This is a genomic window from Polaribacter uvawellassae, from assembly GCF_039748955.1.
Classification (GTDB): Bacteria; Bacteroidota; Bacteroidia; order Flavobacteriales; family Flavobacteriaceae; genus Polaribacter; species Polaribacter uvawellassae.
Genome location: NZ_JBDIZN010000002.1, coordinates 91,117 through 115,257 on the forward strand (window position 1 = coordinate 91,117; position 24,141 = coordinate 115,257).

Below are 24,141 nucleotides of genomic sequence, written 5' to 3' on the forward strand. Positions count from 1 at the left end.
TTTTAAACAATAACATTTTTATCCTGCGGATGCAATTCTTTAGGATAAATTCTAGTATTCGATGTTTTTAAAAACATCAATGTTTAACTGTTTAATTATCAAAGCAAATGCTAAATAAAAGCATCAAATTTTTAATAGAAAATAAACTCGTAGCCGTTTTATTGCTTGTCCTTTTTATAGGATGGGGAACTGTAAATGCTCCTTTTAATTGGGATACAGGATTTTTACCAAGCAATCCTGTAGCTGTTGACGCCATTCCTGATATTGGAGAAAATCAGCAAATTGTTTTTACAAAATGGGATGGTCGTTCGCCACAAGATATTGAAGACCAAATTACCTATCCTTTAACAACTTCTTTGTTGGGAATTCCTGGTGTAAAAACGATCAGAAGCTCTTCTATGTTTGGGTTTTCGAGTATCTACATCATTTTTGAAGAAGATGTAGAGTTTTATTGGAGTCGAAGTAGAATTCTTGAAAAATTAAATTCCTTACCAAGTAATTTATTACCAAACGGAGTTAATCCTGCTTTAGGACCTGATGCAACAGGTTTAGGACAAATATTTTGGTACACGTTAGAAGGTCGTGACGAAAAAGGAAATGTTACTGGCGGTTGGGATTTACACGAATTAAGAAGTATTCAAGATTATTATGTAAAATATGCGTTGTCTTCTGCAAGTGGCGTTTCAGAAGTTGCTTCTATTGGTGGTTTTGTGCAAGAATATCAAATTGATGTCAATCCAGAATTGATGCGTCAGTACAATATTGGTTTAAGTCAAGTTGTAAAAGCGGTTAAAGAAAGTAATAAAGATATTGGAGCACAAACTTTAGAAATTAATCAAGCGGAATATTTAGTTCGTGGTTTGGGATATATTAAATCTATTTCTGACATTGAAAATGCAGTTGTAGTTTCTAAAGATTTTGTTTCTATAAAAATTAAAGACATTGGAAAAGTTACATTAGGTCCAGCTGCTCGAAGAGGAATTTTAGACAAAGAAGGTGCAGAAGTTGTTGGCGGAGTTGTTGTTGCTCGTTATGGAGCAAATCCAATGGAAGTCATTAACAACGTAAAAGAAAAAATGAATGAGTTAAGTGCTGGATTGCCTTCAAAAATATTGAAAGATGGCAGCACTTCGCAAGTAACAATTGTTCCTTTTTATGACAGATCAGAATTAATTCAAGAAACTTTAGGAACATTAAACGAAGCATTAACATTAGAGATTTTAATCACCATTTTAGTGATTATGATTATGGTTTTTAATCTCCGAGCTTCCATTTTAATATCTGGTTTGTTACCCGTCGCAGTATTAATGGTATTTATTGCGATGAAAATTTTTAATGTTGATGCAAACATTGTAGCTCTTTCTGGTATTGCTATTGCAATTGGAACCATGGTAGATGTTGGTGTTATTCTTTCAGAAAATATTATTAGGCATTTAGATGAGGAAAAAGAAAAGCTAAAAACGAAAAGTGAAAAGCGAAAAATTAATGATATCGTTTATACTGCAACAACCGAAGTTTCTGGAGCAATTATTACAGCCGTTTTAACAACCATAATTAGTTTTATTCCGGTTTTTACAATGATTGGCGCTGAAGGAAAATTATTTAGACCTTTGGCTTTTACAAAAACATTTGCTTTAGTTGCATCTATTCTTGTTGCTTTATTTTTAATTCCGCCTTTTGCAGCATTTTTATTTAGAAAAAAAAGCATCAAAAAGTCTTTTAGTTACGTTATAAATATTGCTTTACTATTCGCTGGAATAACAGGTATCATTTATGGATATTGGCTTGGAATAATCGTAATTGCTTTTGGAGTTACAGGAATCTTTAAACTTCAACAAAAATTAAACGAAAAACGAGCTAACTATATCAATATTATTATTTCTGTAGCTGCAATTGTATTTCTCTTAGCAGAATACTGGAGACCTTTAGGTGTTGACAAAAGTATTTTCTGGAATCTTATTTTCGTCGGTATTATTTGTTTCGGATTACTAAGCGTTTTCTCCATATTTATAAAGTTTTACACACGTATTTTAAGATGGTGTTTAGATAATAAAATCTTGTTTTTATCTATTCCTACAGCAATTGTAATTGCTGGATTTTTTATCATGAAAAACACAGGAAAAGAATTTATGCCATCATTAAATGAAGGATCATTCTTATTGATGCCAACTTCAATGCCGCATTCTGGAGTTGAAGAAAACAAACGTGTTTTACAACAGCTAGATATGGCCGTTGCTAGTATTCCAGAAATTGAAACCGTTGTTGGAAAAGCTGGTAGAACAGAATCTGCTTTAGATCCTGCTCCTTTATCAATGTATGAAAACATGATTCAGTACAAACCTGAATATATGTTGAATGAAAAAGGAGAACGTCAGCGTTATAAAGTGAATAATGATGGTGAATTTGTATTGAAAAACGGAATGTCATTGCGAGCGGATCAGCGTGAAGCGTGGCAATCTATCAATGCAAAAGAACAGCTTATTCCAGACAACAATGGCGAGTTTTATAGAAACTGGCGACCAGGAATAAAATCTCCAAACGATATTTGGAATGAAATTGTGCGTGTAACAAAATTGCCTGGAGTTACTTCTGCTCCGAAATTACAACCAATTGAAACACGTTTGGTAATGTTGCAAACAGGAATGCGTGCACCGATGGGGATAAAAGTAAAAGGACAAGATTTAAAGCAAATTGAAGCTTTTGGAGTTGCCCTAGAAACGATTTTAAAACAAGCAGAAGGTGTTAAAGTAGAAGCTGTTTTTGCTGATAGAATTGTTGGCAAACCTTATTTATTAATTGATATTGATAGAGAGAAGATTGCTCGTTATGGAATTTCGATACAAGATGTACAAAATATTATTGAAGTTGCAATTGGTGGAATACAAATAACACAAACTGTTGAAGGACGAGAACGTTACGGTGTTCGTGTTCGTTATCCTAGAGAACTAAGAGCAAATCCAACAGATTTAAAAAATATTTACATTCCTGTTGCAAACGGTAACCAAATTCCTTTAGGTGAATTGGCTGCAATTAAATATGAACAAGGACCGCAAGTAATTAAAAGTGAAGACACTTTTTTAGTCGGTTATGTGTTGTTTGATAAGTTAGACGGATTTGCAGAAGTAAATGTTGTTGAAAATGCGCAAGCTTTGATTCAATCAAAAATTGATGCAGGAGAATTAGTTGTTCCAAAAGGAATTAATTACACGTTTACAGGAACTTATGAAAATCAACTAAGAGCAGAAAAAACATTATCTGTTGTGGTGCCTTTAGCATTGGCAATTATCTTTTTAATTCTGTATTTTCAGTTTCGATCTGTAGCAACATCACTAATGGTTTTTACAGGAATTGCTGTCGCTTTTTCTGGCGGATTTATTATGATTTGGCTGTACGGACAAGATTGGTTTTTTAACATCAATTTCTTTGGCGAAAATCTTCGCGATTTATTTCAAATGAAGACCATCAATTTAAGTGTTGCTGTTTGGGTTGGATTTATTGCGCTTTTCGGAATTGCAACAGACGATGGCGTTGTTATGGCAACCTATTTAACACAAACATTTGATAGAAATAAACCAGAAAGTAAAAAAGAGATTAGAGCATCTATTGTTGAAGCTGGAGAGAAAAGAATTCGCCCTTGTTTAATGACAACCGCAACAACCATTTTAGCGCTATTGCCAATTCTAACATCAACAGGAAGAGGAAGTGACATTATGATTCCGATGGCAATTCCGAGTTTTGGTGGAATGTTAATTGCGTTAATTACCTTATTTGTAGTTCCGGTTTTATTTAGCTGGAAACAAGAATTTCAACTTAAAAGAACAGCAAAATGAAAAACTTAAAATTCAATATTAAAACAGTTATTTTTCTTTGTTCTTTTTTCTTTATTCTTAAAGGAAATGCACAGCAGTTAGAAACTCTAATCAATGATGCTTTAAAGAACAATCTTGATATTAAAAAATTTGATTATCAGCATAAAATTGCTTCAGAAAAAATACATGAAGTAAATAGCTTGCCAAATACAGAGTTTAATTTGGGAGTAATGGCAATATCACCAGAAATGAATATGCCAATGCAACGTTTTAAGGTTTCGGTAATGCAAATGCTGCCTTGGTTTGGAACCATATCCGCAAGAAAAAATTATGCAGCAACACTGGCAGAAGCTGAGTTTGTAGAAGTAACTATCGCTAAGCGAAAATTGGTGCTTTCTGTTTCTCAATTGTATTACCAACTCTATCAAATTAATGCCAAACAAAAAGTGCTTGATAAAAATATTGAGCTGTTAAAACATTATGAACGTTTAGCATTGACTGCGTTAGAAGTAAGTAAAGCATCTGCGGTAGATGTTTTGAAGTTACAAATAAGGCAGAATGAACTTAATCAAGAAAAAGCAGTTTTAATTCAACAGTATAACGGAATTCAAGCAGCAATGAACAGCTTGTTAAATCAGAGTTACAATACCATTGTAACAGTAGATTCTTCATTGGAAATTCCCGAAGAAGATACTCTTTATGATTATGAAATGCTCGCTTTAAATCCAGAATTGCTTAAATATGATAAGCTGTATCGATCTGTTGAAGTTTCGGAGCTGTTAAATCAAAAAGAAAAAAAACCAAAAATTGGTGTTGGTTTGGAGTATATCAATCAAGAAAGTAACGGAATGATTACTAGCCCTTTTAAAGATATGATAATGCCGATGGTATCTATAACGCTACCTATTTTTAATAAGAAGTACACATCACAAACTAAACAAAATGAACTGCACAAGGAAGTGTTGCAATTTCAAAAAGATGATCGATTAAATGCATTAAAAGCAGATTTATCAAAAGCTATTTCTTTGCGTAATCAATCTCGAATTAAATATAATACTCAAAATAAAAATTTGAAACAAGCTAAAGTAGCAGAAGAATTATTGCTAAAAAATTACGAAACCGGAACTATTAACTTTAATGATATTTTAGACATTCAAGAATTACAATTAAAATTTCAAATCAATCAAATAGAAGCTATTCACAATTATTATTTGCAAACCACAATTATCAATTATTTAAAACAGTAAAATCAAAATAAATATTAACTATAAATTTAATTAAAAATGAAAACAGTAAAAACAATTTTAGGAGTTCTAGTATTAGGAGTAATGTTAACAACAGTATCTTGTAAAGACACAAAAAAAGAAGATACAAACAAAACTGAAGAAACTGTAAAAACAGAAAAGTTAGGTAAAGAATATACATCTGCTTATGTATGTCCAATGCATTGTAAAGGAAGTGGAAGCGACAAAGAAGGGAATTGTCCGGTTTGTAAAATGGATTATGTAAAAAATAAAGACGCTGCTACAAAAACAGAAAAGCTAGGTAAAGAACACACATCTGCTTACGTATGTCCAATGCATTGTAAAGGAAGTGGAAGCGACAAAGAAGGTAATTGCCCAACTTGTAAAATGGCTTATGTAAAAAATGAAGATTATAAAGCGAACTAATAATTCATCTAATTATCCTTGGTATAAAAAGATTTACAACGCTTTTTAGTTTTTAGAAAATTATACAAAAGTGGGAAAACAGAAATTATTAAATGGTTTATATAATTAAGAGATAACATTTAAAATAAAATACCATGAAGCACACATATCACATTCACGGAATGACCTGTAACGGTTGTAGAAGTCACGTTGAAGAAATACTATCAAAAATAGATGGTGTTTCTAGCGCATCTGTAAATTTAGAAAAAGCAGAAGCTACAATTAAGATGGATGCGCATATTTCTATTGAAACTTTTCAAAATGCTTTAAAAAATGATGGCGAACAATATAGCATCCACAATTTGGGAGAACAACACCATCACGAAGTAAAAAAAGAGGAAAAACCAAAAGGAAAAGGAACAGGAACTTTTTATTGTCCGATGCATTGTGAAGGCGATAAAATTTATGATAAAGCTGGAGATTGTCCTGTGTGTGGAATGGATTTAGTAGAGGAAAGAAATTTGGCTTCTACAAGCACAGAATTTATATGTCCGATGCATCCAGAAGTTGTTAAAGACAAACCTGGCTCGTGTCCTATTTGCGGCATGGATTTGGTGCCTGCAGAAGCTGATATTTCTGCTGAAGAAAAAACATATAAAAAACTTTTGAAGAAATTTTGGGTAGCATCAATATTCACTTTGCCAATTTTTATAATTGCAATGAGCGAAATGCTAACCAAAAATCCTTTATTTGAGCTGATGCATCAAAAATATTGGAACTGGATTCAGTTTGTATTATCAATTCCTGTTGTATTTTATGCAACTTGGATGTTTTTTAAACGTGCTTGGACATCGATAAAAACGATGAACCTTAACATGTTTACACTTATCGGAATTGGAGCTGGCGCTGCATGGTTATTTAGTATTTTCGGCATGTTTTTTCCTGATGTTTTTCCAAGTCAGTTTAAATCAGCTTCTGGTGCAGTTCATGTCTATTTTGAAGCTGCAACAGTTATTTTAACCTTGGTATTGTTAGGACAATTATTAGAAGCAAGAGCACACAGTCAAACTAGTGGCGCAATTAAAGAATTGCTAAAATTAGTACCATCTACAGCAACTTTGGTAAAAAATGGTGTTGATGAAATAATTGCAATTGATAAAATTGAACAAGGCAATTTATTGCGTGTAAAACCTGGTGAAAAAATTCCTGTAGATGGACGTATTGTTGAAGGAAACAGTAGTATTGATGAATCTATGATAACAGGAGAACCAATTCCTGTAGATAAGAATATTGATGATAAAGTAAGTTCTGGAACCATAAATGGAACAAAATCTTTTGTAATGAAAGCGGAGAAAGTAGGTTCTGAAACGCTACTTTCTCAAATCATTCATATGGTAAATACCGCAAGTCGTTCTAAAGCGCCAATTCAGAAATTAGCAGATACAATTTCTAAGTACTTTGTACCAATTGTAATATTCGTTTCTATAATTACATTTTTTGTTTGGGCAATCTTTGGTCCAGAACCAGCCTATGTTTTTGCTTTTGTAAATGCTATTGCTGTATTAATTATTGCGTGTCCATGTGCTTTAGGATTGGCAACACCAATGTCGGTAATGGTTGGTGTTGGTAAAGGCGCACAATCTGGTGTTCTAATTAAAAACGCAGAAGCCTTAGAAAAAATGAATAAAGTTGATGTACTTATTGTTGATAAAACAGGAACAATTACCGAAGGAAAACCATCTGTAGAAAAAGTGGTTTCTGTAAATCAAATAGAACAAGATGTGCTGCTAAAATACATCGCATCTTTAAATCAATATAGCGAACATCCATTAGCTGAAGCAATTGTTAATTATGGAAAAATTAAAAAAGTATCAATTACTAAAGTAAACGATTTTGAAGCAATTGCAGGAAAAGGGGTTATTGGTACAGTTGATGCTAAAAAAGTTGCTTTGGGTAATGCTAAATTATTAGAACAATTCTCTATTGCAATTTCAAATGATTTACTAAATAATGTAATTGCAGAACAAGAGCAAGGTAAAACGGTTTCTTACATCACAGTAGAAAATAAAGCAGTTGGTTATGTTGTTATTTTTGATGCGATAAAAAAAACCAGTAAGAATGCAATTACAGAACTTCAAAAAAATGGAGTTGAAGTAATTATGTTAACAGGAGATAATAAAAACACTGCCAATGCTGTTGCAAAACAGTTAAATCTAAAACATTATAAAGCAGAATGTCTTCCTGAAGATAAACTTAACGAAATTAAAAAATTACAAGAAGAAGGTAAAGTTGTTGCGATGGCTGGCGATGGAATTAATGATGCACCAGCTTTAGCACAATCTGATGTTGGTATTGCTATGGGAACCGGAACTGATGTAGCTATTGAAAGTGCAACCATAACATTAGTTAAAGGTGATTTACAAGGAATTGTAAAAGCAAAAAAACTAAGTCACGGAGTTGTTAAAAACATCAAGCAAAACCTCTTTTTTGCATTTGTTTATAATGTATTAGGAGTACCAATTGCTGCTGGAGTTTTATATCCAATATTTGGATTGTTATTATCACCTATGATTGCAGCATTAGCAATGAGTTTTAGTTCGGTATCAGTAATTGCAAATGCCTTAAGATTAAGAAATATTAAATTATAATACATAAAGATGAAAAATTTAATAATAGTATTCGTAGTATCATTGTTAGTGTTGAGCTGTAAAAATGTGGTAAAAAAAACAGACAAAAACGAACATGAAAACCATGTTACAACACCTGTAAAAGACAAAACTCCTAAAAAGAAAGTATTAAGTCCACATACATCTGCCATGGCAATGATTGGAGATGCTCATATTCATATCGATTACTCTTCTCCAGGTGTTAGAGGCAGAATTATTTTTGGTGGATTGGTTGGTTATGATGCTGTTTGGCAGGCTGGTGCACATAATGCAACTTGGATAGAAACCAGTAAAGATCTGGTAATAAATGGCAAAGTTCTTCCAAAAGGAAAATATGGTCTTTTTACAATTCCATCAAAGGAAGATTGGACAATAATGATTAATAAAAATTGGGATCAACACGGAAAAGATGAATATGATGCAAAAGAAGATGTACTTCGTTTCAATATTACACCAATTGTTTCAGATGAAATTACAGAACATTTAGAGTATAGCGTAAAGAAAATTAATGATTCTGAAGGTAGTATTCATCTTTCTTGGGAAAAGATAACTATTCAGTTTCCTTTTAAATTAAAGCAATAAAATAAACAACATGAAAAAATATATAAGTTATATCGTACTATTATTTGCTGGTTTACTTTTAGGATGGTTCTTATTCGGAACTTCTTCTAACGAAAAAACAGCACACGAACATTCTGAGGTTTCGGAAACAGCAAAAATGTGGACTTGCTCTATGCATCCGCAGATAATGCAACCAGAAGCTGGCGATTGTCCGATTTGTGGAATGGATTTAATTCCTGCAGAAACAAGTGCAGATGGATTAAATGCCAATGAATTTAAGCTGACAAAAAATGCGATGGCGTTGGCAAATGTTAGAACATCAATTATTGGAAAAAGAAACACAGAAGATAAAGCGATAAAACTATCGGGAAAAATTGTAGAAAACGAAGACAATTCAGCAATTCAGCCTGCTCATTTTAATGGAAGAATAGAAAAATTATATGTAAAGTATTTAGGAAAAAAAGTAACCAAAGGTCAAGCTGTTGCTCAAATATACTCAGCAGAATTAACAACTGCACAACAAGAATTAATAACAACGTATAGTTTAAGAGAAACACAACCTGAGCTTTACAAAGCTGTGTATAATAAATTTAAAAATTGGAAAATTCATGATGGGCAAATAGAAGAAGTTTTAAAAACCGGAAAAATAAAAACGAGTTTTACAATATATTCTCATGTTTCTGGTGTAATTACTGAAATTTCTGTTAGTGAAGGCGCGCATATTATGGACGGAAAACCCATTTTTAAAGTATCAAATTTAAGTACTGTTTGGGCAAATTTTGATGTGTATGAAAATCAAATAGATCTCTTTAAAAAAGGACAAGAAGTTGCAATAACTACCAAAGCTTTTGCTAATAAAGAATTTAAAGGAAAAGTAACTTTTATTGATCCTATTTTAGACACCAAAACAAGAATTGTAAAATTAAGAGTTGTTCTTGATAATGCTGCGGGCAATTTAAAACCTGGAATGTTTGTAGAAGGAAAAATTAAAGGAACTATTTCTGCAAAAAAACAAGTAGTAATGATTCCGGCTTCTGCAATAATGTGGACAGGAAAACGCTCTGTTGTTTATGTAAAAACCAACAAAACGGAGCCGATTTTTGAAATGAAAGAAATTACTATCGGAAATAAAATTGGAGAACATTATGAAGTTGTTGACGGATTAAACGATGGAGATGAAATTGTAACCAACGGAACATTTACTATTGACGCTTCTGCACAATTGCAAGGCAAAAAATCGATGATGAACAAAACTGGCGGAGCAACAACTACAGGGCACGAAAATCATCTTGAAACTGAAGCAACAACTACTTTAAAAATTGAGCGGCTAAATGTTTCTTCAACATTTCAGAAGCAGCTAAAAGTGGTTTTTGACAACTATATCACACTAAAAAACATTTTGGTAAATGATGATGAAAATAAAGTAGTTACAGCTGCAAAAAATGTATTGCAAAGCGTAGTAAAAGTAGATATGAAACTTTTAAAAGATAAGAATGCGCACGAAAAATGGATGTCTTTTGAAAAGGAAATTAAAACTGCTGTTACTGCTATTTCTAAAACGTTTAATATTAAAGAACATAGAAATCACTTTATACAGTTGTCTACAAATTTAATTGGCGCAGTAGAAACTTTCGGAATTCAAGAAAAAGTATATCGTCAGTTTTGCCCAATGGCAGATGCAAATAATGGCGCGTATTGGTTAAGTAAAGAAGAAAAAATATTGAATCCTTATTTTGGAGATGCCATGTTATCTTGTGGTAGCGTAGCGCAAATAATTGAGTAATCTCATTAAAAGAAGTACAATTTTAAATCATTAATTCTTCTACATCATTTAAAGCTGGTATTGCCACATTCCAATGATATGTTTCTTTTATTTTAACTCTAAATGCATCTAAAGCAGTTGGTTCTCCATGAATTAAAAATACTTTTTCTGGAATGTTTTTTATATTGCTCATCCAATTTATTAAATCTTTTTGATCTGCATGAGCAGATAAACTTTCAATATTTTTAATGCTTGCTTTTACAGGATAATATTTGCCATAAAAACGAATTTCGTGTGCTCCGTCTTGTAATTGTCTTCCTCTTGTTCCTTCTGCCTGATAACCAACTAATAAAACTGTTGTAGCTGTTTCGTCTATTAATTGCTGTAAATATGTTAACACTCTTCCGCCAGTTACCATTCCGCTTCCTGCAATTACAATTTTAGCTCTTTTGTCGTCAATTGTTTCCCAAGTTTCTTTATAAGATTGTATAATGTTTACATGATTACACATTGCATTGTATTCTTTATCTGACAATCTGTGCCATTTCGGAAATCTTCTAAAAACTTCTAAAACATTATTTCCCATTGGGCTATCAACAAAAATAGGAATGTTTGGTATTTTGTATTTCTGATACAATTTCCAAAGAACATACATTAACGTTTGCAAGCGTTCTACTGCAAAACTTGGTATAATTAGAGTTCCCTTTTTTTGAATGGTTTCTAAAATTATTTCTGATAAAACAGTTTCTAAATCTTCCTCTTTGTGTAATTTATTTCCGTAAGTACTTTCTATAAATAAAAAATCTGCCCATTCTGGTTTCTTTGGGTCGTTTAGCAAATAATCATCATCTCTACCAATATCGCCAGAAAAAACAACTCTTTTTCCGTTGATGTCTAACTCTATAAAAGTTGCACCAATAATATGTCCGTTATATTGAAATCTGTAAGAAATATGTTCTGATAAGAAAATCCATTTATCATCTATTTCTACTTGAAATAATTCAATGGTTTTTAACGCATCTTCTTTGGTGTAAAATGGCAACGCCGGATTGTGTTTTGTGTACTTTTCTTCATTTGCTCTTTTTGCGTCTTCTTCGTGTATTTTAGCGCTATCTATTAAAATAATTTCTGCAATTGCAAGCGTTGGCGCTGTTCCAATAATTTTTCCTTTAAAACCTTGTTTAAATAATCTTGGCAAATAACCAACATGATCTAAATGACCGTGTGTTAACAACACAACATCTATTTTTGTTGCATCAATTGATAAATCCTCCCAATTTAGTTCTCTTAATGCTTTAATTCCTTGAAACATTCCGCAATCAATTAAAATAGTTTGCTGCATTGCTTCTATCAAAAACTTTGAACCTGTTACTGTGCCCGAAGCTCCTAAAAAATTTATTTTTGCAAAATTATCCATTTCAAAAAATTTAATTATTACATAGTTGTTTTACTTCATTTAAAATTTTTTCTTTTCTAGTTTCTGAAACTTCTAAAAAATCTAAGAAAAAAGAAGAATCCATTAGTTCTCTACAAAGCACAATTTCTCTACTTAATAAAAATTGTTTTTCCCTATTTGTAAGCAGTGTTAAAACCGTTATTGGATACAATCTTAATCTGTCTATTCTATCTTTTAATCCATTATTTTTAGGATAATCCCAACTTAAAAGGTACAAACCAGCACATTTACCATAAAGTAGCGCATCTTCGGTAAATCTTGTATTGGTTACCACCCAACCTTCTGTAAGATTTGATTCATTTTTTTTGTTAGCATTCCAATGTTTTTTTACATCTTGATACCGAGCATTTATATACAACGGAATTTTTACGTTACAGTTTAAACCTTGTTCTCCATGAAATTTACATTCTACAATACTAGTTTCATAGTTTTTATGAGCAACTACATCAATTTCATGAGTAACACAATTTCCTTGTAAAACTTCTCCTATTTCAATTTGATATCCAGAATATTTTAGCAACGCGCCAATAAAGCGTTCAAAAGGAAATCCTGTTGGACCCAACTCATAAATGGCTTTCTTAAGTTTGTATTTTGACGCAAAGTTTCTTTGTTTCTTTTTTAATAAAATAAAAGCTCTGTTGTAAATTTCTTTGGTAGAAATCCCTTGATATAATTCGTCTCTAACTTTATTTAAAATCTGATTTATAATTACATCATCTGCTCCTGTTCTCTTTAATGATTTTCTTAATTTAGGTAAAGAGAATTTTACTTTTTTTCCGGATGCTTTAATAATTTCAATGCCCTCTTTTTTCATGTATGTTTTTTAAAAATACGTATTGCTATAAAATCTATCTATTGCCTTTGTTTATAAAACCGTAACAGTTTTTAAAAACAAAGAGGTAAGTAAAACAATAACTTACCTCTTTAAATACTCTTCTAGTTATTATTAGTTTACAAATAAAACTAGTTAAAATTGTAATGCATTACACCTATTGTTCTGGTATAACGTAAAAAGGAATTATTGGTTGAAATCCTATTTTTTTTATGACAGGTTCTTTTGTAATACTTTCTATAAAACTATGCTTGTAATTAACCATAGCAAGAATATCTATTCCTAAATCTTTAATAAAATTATTTATTTCTACTTCCTTTTTCTCTTCTTTTGGTTCCCAATAAAAATCATGTTCATACTTTTTGATAAAGTCTTTTAAAGTCTCAAAATTACGCTCTTGCTTATCGCTTAATTTTTCTTTTTGATTGATATGGAAAATTTTAATTTTAGAGTCTTTTATCTCGGCTAAATCAATAAGTGGTTTTAGCTCCAATAAATTATAAGGACGATTAAAATCTGTTGGAAAAGCAATTTTCTGAGGCGCAGCAAAATTGTAATCATCTGGCACAACCAAAACCGGACATAGTTTTACTTGTTCTATAATTTTTACGGTATTACTTCCAAAAAAGAACTCTTTTGCTCCTGTTGCTCCTTTTGTTCCCATAACAACAAGATCTATATTATCTTTAACAATTGCAGTATCTATAGATTGTTCTAAATCTTCTGAACTTAGAATTATTTCAAAAGTATGTTTTGCGTTTTTACTTGTAATTTCTGCTAAATTTTTTAATGCTAACAGTTCCTCTTTTCCTTGTTCATGCACAACTCGCATTAACTTATTAGAAAGATTTGATGCTCTTGAAGCTTTCAATTTTACTGAGTTTAATAAATAGAAAGTACATTCTTCTTCTGCATACAATTTAAGCGCATAGAGTATTGCATTCCAAGAATTTTCTGAAAAATCTGTTGGTAAAAGTACTTTTTTCATTGTATGTTTTTTAATGGTTTATATTAATTTAAATATAAGCAATACCTAGGAGATAAACCATGATATATGTCATGTTATACAACATCGCAACTTAAACTTAAAACAGCACGTAAAGCAAACATTATCAAAAAAGTACATTAAAAATATTTTACTATTTAGTTTGTATTTTTAGCTAAATTAAAAGTAGTTGTTAAGTGTAAAAATAAGGCTCGTTTTATTTCTAAATTACTGATTTATATCATACCTTATCATCATAGAATAGTATAAATTTGATTTGATAAATTAATTTACAATGAAACCATCACAAGATACATTATTGGCATTTTACCAAAGTCTTGGTAAGCTATTTTATGCAATTGCAGCATCAGACAAACATGTAGAAGAAATAGAGTTTAAGGTTTTAAAGGAAACTGTAATAAATAAATGGACAAAAATTGATCTTATTAATGATGATTTTTATTCTGATGCAGCTTTTCAAATAGAAATTGTTTTTGATTGGCTGTATAATACCTTGCCAAAAGCAGAAACTTGTTTTGATGCTTTTTTAGATTTTAAAACAGAACATCCATCATTATTTACACCAAAAATAAAAGAACTTATTCTAGAAACATCAAACAAAATAGCTGCTTCGTTTGCTGGTTTAAATAAATCGGAATTAATGATGCTTGCTAAACTTAGTATTGAACTTAAAAAATAAAATTATGAGTTATTATTACAACACAACTGTAACCGGAGATTTTGATGCAATTATTAAAAAAGTTACCGAATTATTAAAAGAACAAGAATTTGGAATTTTAACTGAAATTGATATTCAACAAACTCTACATAAAAAATTAAATGTTGATTTTAGAAAATATAAAATTTTAGGTGCTTGTAATCCGCCATTTGCTTACAAAGCTTTACTTGCTGAAGATAAAATCGGAACTATGTTGCCTTGTAATATTATAGTGCAAGAAATTGCTGAAAATACTATTGAAGTTGCTGCAATAAATCCAATGGTTTCTATGCAAGCTGTTCATAATAGTCAATTAGAAGGCGTTGCTAATAAAGTAAGTAATAAACTAGAAAAAGTAATTATTAACCTTTCAAAATAGTATGTAGTATAAAACAGAACTTTATTAAATTAGCTACTTAAAATATTTTATATGAAATTTTCCTTTGAAAAAAAGATTCTGTTTGGTTATATTATTAATTTAAGTGTTGTTTTTGTACTTGGATTTGTTTCCTTAAGACAAATACTTTTATCTAACGATACCTTTTGGCATTGGATTTCTTTAGTATTAATTGTTCTTTCATTAGGAATGTTAACTACCGTTTTTTTTATTCTAAAAGCTCAGCTAAAAGCAAAACAACAATCTGAATCTGAACTAATAAAAAACGAAAAGCTTTTACAAGCTATTATTGATAATACAAGCAATGCTATTTCAGTAAAAAAATTAAATGGCGAATATTTATTAGTCAACAAATATTACCAATCACTTTTCGAATCAAAAGAAAAAGATTTAAAAGGAAAAGCCAATCACGATTTTTTACCAAAAGAAGTTGCCGATGTTTATCGTAGCACAGATTTAGAAGCTTTAAAAGCTGGTAAAGAAATTCAGGTTGAAGAAATAATTGAAGCGCCAGATGGCTTACATACTTATTTATCGGTTAAATTTCCATTATTTGATGCATCAAAAAGAGCTTATGCTATCGGAAATATTTCTACAGACATAACAGCTCGGAAAATAAATGAACAATCTTTAAAAGCAGCCGACACTTTTTTTAATTTATCAATAGATAGTTTGGTAATTGCTTCTAAAGATCATTTTATAAAAATAAATCCTTCTTTAAGTAAACTTTTAGGTTATAGTAACAAAGAACTTTTAGAAAATCCTTTTACTACATATATTTTACCCGAAGATATTCCAATAACAGAACAAGAAATTAAAAACCTTGAAGAAGGAAATAATCTTGTAAATTTTAAAAACCGTTGGATTTGTAAAGACGGAAGTATAAAATGGCTTTCTTGGAATGCTACTTCAGACACAAAAACAGGAAATTTATACGCTATTGTTAGAGATATTACAGAAAAACTAAAACTTAAGGAAGAGGAAGAACAAATTTTGAACGAGTTATATGGAAGTCAACAAAAACTAAATATGATTCTAGAAAATATTAGTGATGGTGTTTTAGTGGCAACCACTGATAAACAAGTAATTTTAGCCAACAAAGTAGCCAATGAGCTTTTTGGAATTGAGGATGACACTAAGATATCTATTAATTTTTCAGATCATTTTAAAGTACTTTATCCTGACGGAAATAAAACGTTTCCTGTTCAAGATTTACCTGCAGAACGAGCTTTAGTTGGCGAAATTACAGATGATATTGATGTATTATTATTAGATGCGGCAACGCATAAAATTAGACGAGTATTATTAAGCGGTAGACCAATAATTGATAATGAAAATCACATTGTTGCTGTAGTTGTAACTATTAAAGATATAAGTAGATACAAAAGACTAGAAGAAGAGTTAAAGAAAAAAGATCGTGAATCTAGAGCTACGATTGGCTTTAAGAATCAGAAAGAAAAAGAAAACCCAAAAGATAAGGATAAAGACGAAAAAGAATAAAGAAAGTTTTACTAAAAGTGTAATAAAAAACCTCAAAACAAATTGTTTTGAGGTTTTTTTTGCGGAGAATGAGGGATTCGAACCCCCGGACCTGTTACAGTCAACAGTTTTCAAGACTGCCGCATTCGACCACTCTGCCAATTCTCCAAGTGTCTCATCAAGTATTCCCTGAATGCGGATGCAAATATAGAATCTTTTTTGAGTTCCTAAAAGAATTTTTAGCTTTTTTACAATTATTTTTATAATTGATAATGACCTCGATTTTATAACAACTTATAAAATATGTAACTTATAAAATTGTGGTTTTTCTAAGAAAAAAAAGTAACTTCGCTACTCATATCTTTAAAATTAAAAGACCATGTTTAATTCTTTTGGAAACTTATTAAAATTGACAACTTTTGGCGAATCTCACGGAATTGCTATTGGCGGAATTATTGATGGTTTTCCTGCAGGAATGAAAGTTGATTTTGATGCTATTCAGAAAGAATTAGACAGACGTAAACCGGGTCAATCGGCAATTGTTACACAACGTAAAGAACCAGATACAGTTCAGTTTTTATCAGGAATTTTTGAAGGAGTTACCACTGGAGCATCAATTGGTTTTCAAATTCAGAATACCAATCAAAAATCAAAAGATTATGCTCATAACACCAATGTGTATCGTCCATCTCACGCTGATTTTACCTACGATAAAAAATACGGAATTAGAGATTTTCGTGGTGGTGGAAGAACTTCTGCTCGAGAAACTGCCAATTGGGTAGTTGCAGGAGCATTGGCAAAACAATTAATTGCGCATATAAATATCAATGCGTTTACTTCTTCTGTTGGAGATATTTTTATTGACAAACCTTATCAAGAATTAGATTTTACTAAAACGGATGCTAATATTGTTCGTTGTCCAGATGCAATTTCCGCAGAAAAAATGATTGCAAAAATCAAAGAAATTAAAAAACAAGGCGATACTATTGGTGGAACAATTACATGTGTTGCGCAAAATATTCCTGTTGGATTGGGCGAACCTATTTTTCATAAATTACATGCCGAATTAGGCAAAGCAATGTTATCCATCAATGCTGTAAAGGGTTTTGAATTTGGTAGCGGATTTTGTGGTGCAAAAATGCAAGGAAGCGAACACAACGATATTTTTAACGCAGACGGAAAAACAGAAACCAATTTGTCTGGCGGAATTCAAGGTGGAATCAGCAACGGAATGGATATTTATTTTCGTGTAGCTTTTAAACCAGTTGCCACCATTATGCAAAATCAACAAACCATAGATTCTGAAGGAAATCTTACAGAAATCCATGGTAAAGGCCGTCACGATCCTTGTGTGGTTCCAAGAGCAATTCCTATTGTAGAAGCATTAACTGCTTTGGTATTGGCAGATTTTTATTTATTGGATAGAACAAGAAAAATTTAAAATCTCTTACAGTTCCTTTTTCACTTGAATTTTCTTTTTAAAATAGTTAACTTCGTTATCTATCATTCTAAAAATCATTCAATGAAAAAAATTATATATATAGTTGTTATACAACTCCTTTTTACAACTGTTTTACAAGCGCAAACCAAATCAAAAGTAAATCTTAAAAAACTCGATCAATATTTTAACAAAATGGTTAAAGATTGGGATGTGCCAAGCGCAACCATTGGTATTGTAAAAGATGGAAAACTTATTTTTACAGGAAATTATGGTGTTTTAGAAGTTGGTAAATCAAAAAAACCAGATGAAAATACTTTGTATGCAATTGCATCAAACTCAAAAGCATTTACGTCTGCAATAATTGGAATGTTAGTGCAAGAAGGAAAACTAAACTGGAATGATAGAGTAAAAAAACATTTGCCCTATTTTGATGTTTATGATGAATGGGTTAGCAATCATACAACCATTAGAGATTTATTAAGTCATAGAGTTGGTTTGGGAAATTTTAGCGGAGATAATATTTGGTACAAATCAGATTTACCTGCAAAAGAAATCATCAAACGAATTAAATATGTTCCACAAGCTTACGAGTTTAGAGCTGGTTATGGGTATTCTAATTTGATGTTTATAACTGCTGGTGAAATTATTGAAACCGTAACTGGTAAAAGTTGGGGGCAAAATGTTCAAGAGCGCATTTTAAATCCTTTAGGAATGAATAGAACTATTTATTCTATTAATGATTTAGATGCTAAAGGAAATTACGCAACACCACACGCAAGAAAAGACGATAAGAATTATGCAATTCCGTGGGCAAAATGGGACAACGTTGCTGCAACTGGAGGATTAATCTCTAGTGTCTCTGATGTTGCAAAATGGATGATTTTCAATTTAAATAACGGAGTTCACAACGAGAAAACAATCTTATCTAAATTGACTCGAAATTTAGTTTGGACGCCACACAACAATCATTATGTAGATCACACAACAAAAAATGATTTTAACAGACATTTTAATTCCTATGGATTAGGTTGGGGATTAAGTGATTACCAAGGAAGAATGAAAGTTGGACATACTGGTGGTTATGATGGAATGATTACAGCAGTTACGTTAATTCCTGATGAAAACTTAGGAGTTGTTGTCTTAACAAATGGACCGAAAAGTCCAATTATGGCTGCAACTTATTATGCTTTGGATAAATTTTTAGGCGTAAAAACCAATAAAGATTGGTCTAAAGATTATTTAGAAAACACCAATAAAAATATTAAAAATGACACACGTATTTCTGACAGAATAAACAGTAGAGTTTTAAACACAAAACCTACCGTTTTAGAAAAAGATTTTGTTGGCGAATATCATTCAGATATATATGGTAAAATTACGATTACAGAAAAAGAAGGAAAACTGAAATTAGAGTTTTCACATTCACCTAAACTATCTGCTACATTAACACATTGGAATTACGATGTTTGGAAAATAAGTTGGGATTATCCACAAGCTTGGTTTAGTTTCGGAACTATTAAGATTAACACAAACAATAATTTAAAAGTCACAGGTTTTACTTTTGATGTACCTAATGACGATTTCTTTTTTGAAGAATTGAAACCTGTGAAAGTAAAATAATATTTTAATAAAAAGTACCCATAAAAAAAACCGAAACTAATTAGTTTCGGTTTTTTGTTTTATGCTTCTCCAGTTGGTCCAAAATTCATTGGAATTGGTGGTTGTTCGTAATCTTTAATTTCACCATGAGCTTGTTCAAATCTTTGTACATTATCTGCCAAAGCTTTCGTTAATCTCTTAGCGTGTTGTGGCGTTAAAATAATTCTAGATTTTACTTTTGCCTTTGGTACTCCAGGCATTACGTTGATAAAATCAACAATAAATTCTGAAACCGAATGATTGATAATTGCTAAATTAGAATAGGTTCCATCTGCAATAGTTTCATCTAATTCTATATTTAATTGTCCTTGTTCGTTTTTAGTATCTTCCATATTAAATAGTATTAAAAAAGCCTACAAATTAATTTGTAGGCTTTTTATTATTTATAGATTTTGCTCCATTTCTTCTTTTGGACCTACAATAATATGATCGTATTGTCTCATACCTGTTCCTGCTGGAATTCTCTTACCAACAATAACATTTTCTTTCAATCCTTCTAAAGTATCTATTTTACCATTAACGGCTGCTTCATTTAACACTTTTGTTGTTTCCTGGAACGATGCCGCAGAGATAAACGATTTAGTTTGTAGCGAAGCTCTTGTAATACCTTGCAGCACTTGTTCTGCTGTTGCTGGCTGAGCGTCTCTTGCTGATGCTAAATTTTTATCGTTTCTACGTAAAATAGAGTTTTCATCTCTTAACTGACGTGAAGTAATGATTTGACCTGCTTTTAAATTTTCAGAATCTCCTGCATCTTCAACAACTTTCATTCCGTAGATTGCATCATTTTCAATGATAAAGTCATTTTTATGAATCAATTGATTTTCTAGAAAAAGTGTATCTCCAGAATCAATAATTCTAACTTTACGCATCATTTGACGTACTACAACCTCAAAGTGTTTGTCGTTAATTTTTACACCTTGCAAACGATATACTTCTTGAATTTCGTTTACTAAGTATTCTTGTACTGCAGATGGTCCTTGAATATTCAAAATATCAATTGGAGTAATTGCTCCGTCTGATAATGGCATCCCAGCTTTAATGAAATCATTTTCTTGTACTAAAATTTGGTTAGATAACTTGATTAAGTATTTTCTAACATCACCAGTTTTAGACTCAACAATAATTTCTCTATTACCACGCTTAATTTTCCCGAAAGAAACAACTCCGTCAATTGCTGCAACTACTGCAGGATTAGAAGGATTACGCGCTTCAAACAATTCTGTTACACGAGGTAAACCTCCTGTAATATCTCCAGCTTTTCCTGATTTACGAGGAATTTTAACTAAGATTTTACCAGATTCTACAGCTTCTCCGTTGTCAATCATTAAGTGAGCCCCAACTGGTAAACTATAAGAACGTAAAGCGTTACCATCTTTATCTTCAATAATTAAAGAAGGAATAATTTTCTTATTCTTAGAGTCTGTAATTACTTTTTCTTGGAAACCTGTTTGTTCATCAATTTCTACAGAGTAATTAATACCTTGTTCTAAATCATCAAAACGAACTTTACCTCCAAATTCAGAAACAATTACACCATTAAATGAATCCCATTGACAAACTACATCACCTTTCTTAATAGTTTTTATATCCTTATTAAAGATAGTTGAACCATAAGGAATATTATTTGTACTTAACGTAATTCCTGTTTTCTTATCAACAACTTTAATTTCTGCAGTTCTAGAGATTACAATATCAATTTCTTCTCCATTTGCATCTTTACTTTTTACCGTACGTAAATCTTCTATAGAAACTTTACCTCCAAAACTAGCTACCAACTTGTTATCTTCAGAAATGTTTCCTGCAACTCCACCAACGTGGAAAGTTCTTAATGTTAACTGCGTACCTGGTTCTCCAATAGATTGTGCTGCAATTACACCAACTGCTTCACCAATTTGCACTTTATTTCGAGTAGATAAACTCTGACCATAACATTTTGCACAAATTCCTTTTTCAGATTCACAAGTTAATGCAGATCGAACTTGAACTTTATCAATTGCAGATTTTTCGATATTTTCTGCAATTTTTGAAGAAATCTCTTGTCCAGCATTAACTAATAATTCATCAGTAATTGGATCAAATACATCTTGTAAAGAAACACGCCCTTCAATTCTTTCTGATAATGACTCAACAATTTCATCATTTTTCTTTAATGGCATAATGTCTAAACCTCTTAAAGTACCACAATCTTCTTCGTTGATAATTACATCTTGAGAAACATCTACCAAACGACGCGTTAAATAACCAGCATCAGCTGTTTTTAATGCTGTATCGGCTAATCCTTTACGAGCACCGTGTGTTGAAATAAAGTATTCTAAAATCGATAATCCTTCCTTAAAGTTAGAAAGAATTGGATTCTCAATAATTTCTCCACCACCAGCTGTAGATTTTTTAGGCTTAGCCATTAATCCACGCATACCAGTTAACTGACGAATTTGTTCTTTAGAACCCCTTGCACCAGAATCTAGCATCATGTAAACTGAGTTAAACCCTTGTTGATCTTCACGCAAACGCTTCATAGATAATTCTGTTAATCTGTTGTTCGTAGAACCCCAAATGTCAATTACCTGATTGTAACGTTCTTTGTTTGTTAACATTCCCATGTTATAGTTTGCAATAATAACATCTACTTCTTCATTAGCATCAGCAATCATTGATGTTTTTTCTTCAGGAATAATAATATCACCTAAACTAAATGATAATCCTCCTTGGAATGCAAACTTATATCCCATGTTTTTAATATTATCTAAAAACTCGCCAGTTGTAGGAATATCAGTAGCTTTTAAAATACCACCAATAATTCCACGTAAGTTCTTTTTAGTTAATACTTCATTAATATATCCTGCTTTTGCAGGTACAACTTCGTTGAATAAAACTCTACCAACTGTTGTTTTAATAATTTTTTGAACTTGTTCTCCGTTTTCATCAATATCGTAAGTTCTCACTTTTATCCCAGCATTTAAGTCAACCATTTCTTCGTTAAAAGCAATGTTTACTTCTTCTGGTGAATAAAAAGTTAAACCTTCTCCTTTAATCGGAACTTCTGGAGTAGAGATTCTTTCTTTTGTCATATAATACAATCCAAGTACCATATCCTGAGAAGGAACTGTTACCGGAGCACCATTTGCAGGATTTAAGATATTATGAGAAGCCAACATTAACAATTGCGCTTCTAAAATAGCTTCTGGCCCTAATGGTAAATGTACAGCCATTTGATCTCCATCAAAATCGGCGTTAAATGCCGTACACACTAATGGGTGTAATTGAATTGCTTTTCCTTCAATTAATTTTGGTTGAAAAGCTTGAATTCCTAAACGGTGAAGCGTTGGAGCACGGTTTAATAATACAGGATGTCCTTTTAAAACATTCTCTAAAATATCCCAAACTACAGGCTCTTTTCTATCGATTATTTTCTTTGCAGATTTTACAGTTTTTACAATTCCTCTTTCAATTAATTTTCTAATTACAAAAGGTTTGTATAATTCGGCAGCCATTTCCTTTGGGATACCACATTCTGATAGCTTTAATTCTGGTCCAACAACAATTACAGAACGTGCAGAATAATCAACACGTTTACCAAGTAAGTTTTGACGAAAACGCCCTTGTTTCCCTTTTAATGAATCTGATAATGATTTTAACGGTCTGTTAGATTCAGTTTTAACTGCAGATGATTTACGTGTGTTATCAAATAATGAATCTACAGATTCTTGTAACATACGCTTTTCATTACGTAAAATAACTTCAGGGGCTTTGATCTCAACTAACCTTTTTAAACGGTTGTTTCTGATAATAACTCTTCTGTATAAATCATTTAAATCTGAAGTTGCAAAACGACCACCATCTAACGGCACTAAAGGACGTAACTCTGGTGGAATCACTGGAATCGCCTTCATAATCATCCACTCTGGTTTATTTTCTCTTTCTTTATTAGAGTCTCTAAATGCTTCAACAACATTTAAACGTTTTAACGCTTCAGTTTTACGTTGTTTAGATGTTTCTGTATTTGCTTTATGTCTTAATTCATAAGAAAGTTCGTCTAAATCGATACGAGCTAACAAATCAATTAAACATTCAGCACCCATTTTAGCAATAAACTTATTTGGGTCTGCATCATCTAAATATTGATTTTCTTGCGGAAGTGTTTCTGCAATATCTAAGTATTCTTCTTCTGTTAAGAAGTCCATTTTTTGCAATGGTTCTCCTTCAGCATTTTTTGCAATACCTGGAGCAATTACTACGTAACGCTCGTAATAGATAATCATGTCTAACTTTTTAGATGGCAAACCTAAAAGGTATCCCATTTTGTTAGGCAATGATCTAAAGTACCAAATATGAGCAACAGGAACCACTAAATTAATGTGTCCTACTCTATCTCTACGCACTTTCTTTTCTGTTACTTCTACACCACATCGGTCACAAACGATTCCTTTGTAGCGAATTCTTTTATATTTACCACAAGCACATTCAAAGTCTTTTACAGGACCAAAAATACGCTCACAAAATAAACCATCTCTTTCTGGTTTGTGTGTACGGTAATTAATTGTTTCTGGTTTTAACACCTCTCCTCTAGAGATTCCTAGAATAGATTCTGGAGATGATAATCCAATTGAGATTTTATTAAACTTTTTTACAGTGTACTTCTCGTTTTTTCTTGCCATGGTAATGGATTCGAATTAAAATTGTAAAAATGACCTCTAAAGAGGCTTCTAAATATATGATTATCATCA

Annotated in this window: 16 protein-coding genes and 1 tRNA gene; 11 read left to right on the forward strand and 6 right to left on the reverse strand. The window is 31.5% G+C overall.

Features of this window, described 5'->3' with window-relative positions:
• Positions 1 to 107: 107 nt before the first annotated feature.
• From ABDX67_RS04665 to ABDX67_RS04690, 6 genes are all read left to right on the forward strand, one after another.
• The gene (locus tag ABDX67_RS04665; protein WP_347173810.1) at positions 108 to 3,830 is read left to right on the forward strand and encodes an efflux RND transporter permease subunit; all 3,723 of its coding nucleotides are present in this window, start codon (positions 108 to 110) and stop codon (positions 3,828 to 3,830) included.
• Entirely contained in the window at positions 3,827 to 5,056 is a 1,230-nt protein-coding gene (locus ABDX67_RS04670; protein ID WP_347173811.1) for a TolC family protein, read from the forward strand. The genes ABDX67_RS04665 and ABDX67_RS04670 overlap by 4 nt, the downstream gene beginning before the upstream one ends.
• Before the next feature lie 36 nt (positions 5,057 to 5,092).
• Complete coding sequence (locus ABDX67_RS04675; RefSeq protein ID WP_347173812.1) at positions 5,093 to 5,479, forward strand: heavy metal-binding domain-containing protein; 387 nt, start codon at positions 5,093 to 5,095, stop codon at positions 5,477 to 5,479.
• 134 nt (positions 5,480 to 5,613) lie between these two features.
• Complete coding sequence (locus tag ABDX67_RS04680; RefSeq protein ID WP_347173813.1) at positions 5,614 to 8,106, forward strand: heavy metal translocating P-type ATPase; 2,493 nt, start codon at positions 5,614 to 5,616, stop codon at positions 8,104 to 8,106.
• Between the two features lie 9 nt (positions 8,107 to 8,115).
• Entirely contained in the window at positions 8,116 to 8,706 is a 591-nt protein-coding gene (locus ABDX67_RS04685) for a DUF2911 domain-containing protein (protein WP_347173814.1), read from the forward strand.
• Between the two features lie 10 nt (positions 8,707 to 8,716).
• Positions 8,717 to 10,468: an efflux RND transporter periplasmic adaptor subunit gene (locus tag ABDX67_RS04690; protein ID WP_347173815.1), complete on the forward strand. Its 1,752-nt coding sequence runs from the start codon at positions 8,717 to 8,719 to the stop codon at positions 10,466 to 10,468.
• A gap of 22 nt (positions 10,469 to 10,490) precedes the next feature.
• Here the strand turns inward: ABDX67_RS04690 and ABDX67_RS04695 are convergent, their stop codons facing one another.
• The 3 genes from ABDX67_RS04695 to ABDX67_RS04705 all read right to left on the reverse strand — a co-directional run bounded on the left by ABDX67_RS04695 (position 10,491) and on the right by ABDX67_RS04705 (position 13,723).
• Complete coding sequence (locus ABDX67_RS04695; protein ID WP_347173816.1) at positions 10,491 to 11,864, reverse strand: MBL fold metallo-hydrolase RNA specificity domain-containing protein; 1,374 nt, start codon at positions 11,862 to 11,864, stop codon at positions 10,491 to 10,493.
• Positions 11,865 to 11,874: 10 nt separating this feature from the next.
• Positions 11,875 to 12,717 (reverse strand): ATP cone domain-containing protein, encoded by an 843-nt coding sequence (locus ABDX67_RS04700; RefSeq protein WP_347173817.1) that lies wholly within the window; start codon positions 12,715 to 12,717, stop codon positions 11,875 to 11,877.
• Positions 12,718 to 12,892: 175 nt separating this feature from the next.
• Positions 12,893 to 13,723 carry a universal stress protein gene (locus ABDX67_RS04705; protein ID WP_347173818.1) on the reverse strand — a complete coding sequence of 277 codons (831 nt, stop codon included), beginning with the start codon at positions 13,721 to 13,723 and terminating at the stop codon, positions 12,893 to 12,895.
• 292 nt (positions 13,724 to 14,015) lie between these two features.
• Here ABDX67_RS04705 and ABDX67_RS04710 point away from each other — a divergent pair, with 292 nt between their 5' ends.
• Genes ABDX67_RS04710 through ABDX67_RS04720 form a run of 3 tightly spaced genes read left to right on the forward strand, consistent with a single transcriptional unit; the run spans position 14,016 to position 16,335 of the window.
• Positions 14,016 to 14,420 carry a hypothetical protein gene (locus ABDX67_RS04710; RefSeq protein ID WP_347173819.1) on the forward strand — a complete coding sequence of 135 codons (405 nt, stop codon included), beginning with the start codon at positions 14,016 to 14,018 and terminating at the stop codon, positions 14,418 to 14,420.
• A gap of 4 nt (positions 14,421 to 14,424) precedes the next feature.
• The gene (locus tag ABDX67_RS04715; RefSeq protein ID WP_347173820.1) at positions 14,425 to 14,817 is read left to right on the forward strand and encodes a DUF302 domain-containing protein; all 393 of its coding nucleotides are present in this window, start codon (positions 14,425 to 14,427) and stop codon (positions 14,815 to 14,817) included.
• A 51-nt stretch (positions 14,818 to 14,868) separates the two neighbouring features.
• Positions 14,869 to 16,335, forward strand: a complete 1,467-nt coding sequence (locus tag ABDX67_RS04720) for a PAS domain-containing protein (RefSeq protein WP_347173821.1) — start codon at positions 14,869 to 14,871, stop codon at positions 16,333 to 16,335.
• A 62-nt stretch (positions 16,336 to 16,397) separates the two neighbouring features.
• Here the strand turns inward: ABDX67_RS04720 and ABDX67_RS04725 are convergent.
• Positions 16,398 to 16,482: transfer RNA gene (locus ABDX67_RS04725), tRNA-Ser, on the reverse strand.
• A 211-nt stretch (positions 16,483 to 16,693) separates the two neighbouring features.
• Here ABDX67_RS04725 and aroC point away from each other — a divergent pair.
• The gene (aroC, locus tag ABDX67_RS04730) at positions 16,694 to 17,755 is read left to right on the forward strand and encodes a chorismate synthase (RefSeq protein WP_347173822.1); all 1,062 of its coding nucleotides are present in this window, start codon (positions 16,694 to 16,696) and stop codon (positions 17,753 to 17,755) included.
• An 81-nt stretch (positions 17,756 to 17,836) separates the two neighbouring features.
• Positions 17,837 to 19,375 carry a serine hydrolase gene (locus tag ABDX67_RS04735; protein ID WP_347173823.1) on the forward strand — a complete coding sequence of 513 codons (1,539 nt, stop codon included), beginning with the start codon at positions 17,837 to 17,839 and terminating at the stop codon, positions 19,373 to 19,375.
• A gap of 59 nt (positions 19,376 to 19,434) precedes the next feature.
• Here the strand turns inward: ABDX67_RS04735 and ABDX67_RS04740 are convergent, their stop codons facing one another.
• Positions 19,435 to 19,746 (reverse strand): DUF3467 domain-containing protein, encoded by a 312-nt coding sequence (locus ABDX67_RS04740; protein WP_347173824.1) that lies wholly within the window; start codon positions 19,744 to 19,746, stop codon positions 19,435 to 19,437.
• Between the two features lie 51 nt (positions 19,747 to 19,797).
• Positions 19,798 to 24,072, reverse strand: a complete 4,275-nt coding sequence (gene rpoC, locus ABDX67_RS04745; protein ID WP_347173825.1) for a DNA-directed RNA polymerase subunit beta' — start codon at positions 24,070 to 24,072, stop codon at positions 19,798 to 19,800.
• Between the last annotated feature and the right edge of the window lie 69 nt (positions 24,073 to 24,141).